The sequence below is a fragment of the Daejeonella sp. genome (assembly GCF_044232565.1).
GTDB lineage: Bacteria > Bacteroidota > Bacteroidia > Sphingobacteriales > Sphingobacteriaceae > Daejeonella.
Map to the genome: position 1 here is coordinate 1 of NZ_JBIILQ010000266.1, position 3,591 is coordinate 3,591.

4 protein-coding genes are annotated in these 3,591 nt (G+C 38.2%); 2 read left to right on the forward strand and 2 right to left on the reverse strand.

Translation table 11 applies throughout. From position 1 onward, the window contains the following. The first annotated feature begins 40 nt into the window (after nt 1-40). Nucleotides 41-1,408, forward strand: coding sequence for an RNA methyltransferase (locus ACILQF_RS11750; protein ID WP_395627595.1), 1,368 nt, complete (start codon nt 41-43; stop codon nt 1,406-1,408). Here the strand turns inward: ACILQF_RS11750 and ACILQF_RS11755 are convergent. Together ACILQF_RS11755 and ACILQF_RS11760 are read right to left on the reverse strand one after the other, a co-directional pair. Continuing rightward, on the reverse strand, nt 1,405-1,764 hold the full coding sequence (locus ACILQF_RS11755) for a CoA-binding protein (RefSeq protein ID WP_395627596.1): 360 nt from the start codon (nt 1,762-1,764) through the stop codon (nt 1,405-1,407). The two genes, ACILQF_RS11750 and ACILQF_RS11755, sit on opposite strands and share 4 nt — an antisense overlap. 9 nt (nt 1,765-1,773) lie before the next feature. After that, nucleotides 1,774-3,321, reverse strand: a complete 1,548-nt coding sequence (locus tag ACILQF_RS11760; RefSeq protein ID WP_395627597.1) for an NAD(P)/FAD-dependent oxidoreductase — start codon at nt 3,319-3,321, stop codon at nt 1,774-1,776. A gap of 94 nt (nt 3,322-3,415) precedes the next feature. Here ACILQF_RS11760 and ACILQF_RS11765 point away from each other — a divergent pair. Then, nucleotides 3,416-3,591: LemA family protein (locus ACILQF_RS11765; RefSeq protein ID WP_395627598.1), on the forward strand; the 176-nt coding region annotated here is incomplete at its 3' end.

The window sequence follows — 3,591 nt, forward strand, 5'->3', positions numbered from 1 at the left end:
GTAAGGCATTATCAAGTATTCCTGTATTTTTGATCCCACTATGGCAAGCAAACTTCCACCTGCACTTATTCGATCTTTAATTGAACAATACCATATTGAAGACGAAGCTTTTATTGCAACACATACCAACGGAGAGCAACTGACTTCTATTCGGTTAAACCCATTCAAACCCGTAAATGCATTTCCTAATGCAGAAATTATGCATTGGTGCGAGCATGGACGATATCTTTCCGAACGGCCATCTTTCACAGCAGACCCCCTATTGCATGCGGGATGCTATTATGTACAGGAAGCCTCATCAATGTTTTTAGAACAGGTATTGAAAAATACCTTAGATCTTTCTGAAGACCTAAAAGTACTCGATCTTTGTGCATCGCCTGGTGGGAAAAGCACTTTAATTAGTTCGCTATTAACAAAAAATAGCTTATTGCTAGCCAATGAGATCATTAAAACTCGAGTTCCTGTATTATGTGATAACCTAAATAAATGGGGCCCACAGAACACATTCGTAAGTAATAATGATCCCAAAGACTTTAAAAGACTAGAAGGTTATTTTGATGCGATAATTGTGGACGCTCCGTGTTCCGGCTCAGGAATGTTCCGTAAAGACCCAGCTGCCATCGATGAATGGTCGGAAGCTGCGGTTTTACTTTGTAGCCATAGGCAACAACGCATACTTACTGATGTAATTGAATCTATTAAGCAAAATGGAACCCTAATTTATTCTACCTGCTCCTATTCCAAGCAAGAAAATGAGGATATTTCAGATTGGCTTTGTGAAACATTTGATTTAGAAAATGTACGAATACCAATAGAAGATTCATGGGGGATCGTAGAAACAGAATCTGAACACCATAAATGTTATGGATACAGATTCTATCCCCACAAGGTAAAAGGTGAGGGATTTTTTATTGCCGCTTTCACAAAAAAATCAATTAGCGCTATTCCTCAGATTAGACGAGCAAAAGAAAACACTGTAAACAGCAAGAGTGAAGAAATCATCGGAAAATGGCTAATTGAATCGCCAGAACTACGAAAAGTTAATTTAAACGAAGAGTTTTTTGCAATTCCTGCAAAACTGGAAGCAGATTTACAATATTTACAATCTCGTCTTTACTTGAAGAAATCGGGGGTAAGAATTGGTAAAATAATGGGCAAAGATCTTGTCCCAAATCATGAATTGGCAGCAAGTCTCTTAAATAATCCAAATACCCATCGTATTAATTTAAGCCATGATCAATCCATTTCCTATCTCAAAAGAGAAGAACTAAAGCTAGAATCAGCATATAAAGGATGGGCATTAATGTGTTTTGAAGATTATCCACTTGGCTGGGCAAAAATTCTCGACAATCGGTTAAACAATTACTTCCCAAAAGAAATAAGAATTACCAATCCAAATGTCGTTTAATATTGTCCTGTTGATAAAAGCACTAGCGTACAAGCCTCTGTAGTTTCAATCCCATGCTCCTTCGCCAGACTTTCAAGTTCCGCATTTTCGGTGCCAGGATTAAATATTAACCTTTTAGGTTTTGACTTAATGATATAATCATAATAAGGAATCTGATTGGCCGGCCCCAGATAAAGTGTTATAGTATCAATATCATGATGCACAATATCGGGCAATTCAATAGCAATACCAGCAACTTCACCTGATTTTAAGCCCACATTTACAATAGAGTGGCCATGTGTAACTAACCTATGAGCGGCAATATTTGAATAGCGGTCAGGATTTGTACTTGCGCCTAAAATGAGTGTTTTTTTCATGTGATTAGTTTAATTAATTATTTTAAAAGCAGCATCCGCACAGTTCATTCCATCAATTGCTGCAGAAACAATTCCACCGGCATATCCGGCACCTTCCCCACAAGGAAAAAATCCTGCAAGTTGAGGATGCTGTAAAGTTTCTTTATCCCTAGGGATTCTTAAAGGAGAAGAAGTTCTTGACTCTACCCCTACCAATATTGCTTCATTAGTAAAATAACCGTTCATCTTTTTACCAAAGGCAGGCAAAGCTTTTTGAAGCCTCCTGTAGATAAAATCTGGCAAAACTGTTGATAAATCGGCAGATTTTGTTCCTGGGATATACGAATTATGAGGAAGATCTGTGGAAACCCTATTATTTACGAAATCGAGCATACGTTGTGCGGGAGCAACCAAATTACCTCCACCTGCTTGAAAAGCAAGTTTTTCAATCTCAGATTGAAACTTAAGCATTTTAAAAGGATCATCTACACTGCCAGGAACATCCTCGAGATTAACCTGAACAACAGTCCCGGAGTTAGCAAATGGATTATTTCGTTTTGAAGGAGACCAGCCATTGACTACAATCTCATTTTGGTCGGTGGCACATGGAGCGATAATCCCGCCAGGACACATACAAAAGGAGAATACGCCCCTATTATCTACCTGCTCAACTAAACTATAGTAAGAAGGAGGAAGATAGGGCCCGCGATCACTACAATGATACTGAGCCTGATCAATAATCTCCTGGGGATGTTCAATCCTGACCCCCAATGCAAATGGCTTAGCCTCTGTTAAAATATTATGTTTTTCTAATAAATGATAGATGTCGCGCGCCGAATGACCAGTAGCAAGAATTACGCCCTCCGCTTCAAATTTTTTATCGCCAGCAAGAACCCCTCTTAGTTTATTGCTAGAAATTATCAAATCCGTAACACGGCAATCAAAATGTATTTCACCACCATCATTAAGTATTTTCTCGCGGATGGAGGTAATTATGCCCGGGAGCTTATTTGTACCGATGTGTGGGCGTGCATCTATTAAAATATCTGTTGTAGCACCATGGCTAACAAATGTTTTTAAGACATATTGAATGTCGCCCCGTTTATTTGAACGTGTATATAATTTACCATCAGAGTAAGTTCCTGCGCCACCTTCACCAAAGCAATAATTCGAATCATTGTTTATTATGCCTTCTTTATTTAGTACTGCTAAGTCTCTCCTTCGCTGCTTAACATCCTTACCTCTCTCAATAATAACAGGTTTTAGTCCGAGTTCAATACACCTCAAAGCTGCAAACAAGCCAGCGGGACCGGCACCAATTATTAAAACCGGCTTTTTGTCGCTGACATTATGATCTAAATCGGCAATTATTTCAGGTTTTGGGACTTCATCAATAAAAATATTGACTTTTAATCGGAAGACTACTTTGCGCCCTCGAGCATCGATTGAGCGCTTTAGAATCTGGACGCTTTTTACACGTTCAATGTCAATATTTAGAGCTTTACAAGCACTTTCGTGAATATTTTTTTCATCTGCTGAATGTTCAGGGAGCAGAACAATTTCAATTTCTTTGATCATATATTTTGCTAGGTATTATCCCAGATTTGTAACAAAGGTATGAAAATTGATTCCTATAGTGTAAATTTATAGATTAGAGAAACATTAAATAATTATGAAAAGAATAGTATTGAATATCGTAGCATTTTTCGCAGTGCTTTCATTAAGCTCATGCGGATACAACAGCATGGTAAAACTAGATGAGCAGGTAACTTCGCAGTGGGCTCAGGTTGAGAACGTTTATCAAAGGAGAGCTGATCTTATTCCAAATCTTGTTAATTCTGTAAAAGG

Coding starts and splice junctions, on each gene's coding strand:
- ACILQF_RS11750 (WP_395627595.1), top strand. CDS start 41: ATGGCAAGCAAACTTCCACCTGCACTTATTCGATCTTTAATTGAACAA.
- ACILQF_RS11755 (WP_395627596.1), bottom strand. CDS start 1,764: ATGAAAAAAACACTCATTTTAGGCGCAAGTACAAATCCTGACCGCTAT.
- ACILQF_RS11760 (WP_395627597.1), bottom strand. CDS start 3,321: ATGATCAAAGAAATTGAAATTGTTCTGCTCCCTGAACATTCAGCAGAT.